Here is a 680-nt window from a genome sequence, read left to right on the forward strand (position 1 = left end):
GCATCGAACCGTCCGCTGGCGGCACTGGTCGAAGAAGGCGCATTCCGGGCCGACCTGATGTACCGCCTGAAGATCCTGCACCTGGTGCTTCCCCCGCTGCGCGAGCGCATCGGAGACATCCAGCTGCTCGCCGCGCACTTCATCCGGTGCTTCAGCACCAAGTACGGCCTGCCGGCGAAGACGCTTTCCGCGCAGACCCTCCAGTGGCTTTGCAGCCAGCCATGGCCGGGAAACATCCGCGAACTCGAGAACTGGGTGCACCGCGAATTCCTCATGGGCGGGGGCTACCCGGCGCAACAGCCGCAGCCCCGTGCCACGATGCCCGCCGCAGCCACCGCCGACTGCGACGACAGCGCCCTCATGCGCTTCCAGGTGGCGAAGGCCGAGGCGGTGCGCGTGTTCGAGCAGGACTATCTTCAGCGCGCCCTGCGCCAGGCCGATGGCAACGTGACACGCGCCGCGCAGATGGTCGGCAAGGAGAGGCGCGCCTTCGGCAAGCTGCTGAAGAAGCACGGCATCGAACGCGACGCGGCCCCCTGGGCCACGGATGCCCCGGTGGGTGAATAGCGACCCTCCCGCGGCTGCTTGCGCCGGGTCATCCTTGACCCATCTTCCTCCGGCATCCAACAGGGAAACCCAATGCCGGCACGGACTTGAGGCAGCCTTGTGCGCGCAAGCTC

Annotated in this window: 1 protein-coding gene; it reads left to right on the plus strand. The window is 67.6% G+C overall.

The genetic code is table 11. The annotated features are described in order from the left end of the window. Window positions 1–567: AAA-type ATPase lid domain-containing protein (locus AC1DTN_RS37950; protein WP_477925297.1), on the plus strand; the 567-nt coding region annotated here is incomplete at its 5' end. Window positions 568–680: the final 113 nt, after the last annotated feature.

This window comes from Rhizobium sp. 01T444 (assembly GCF_056398305.1).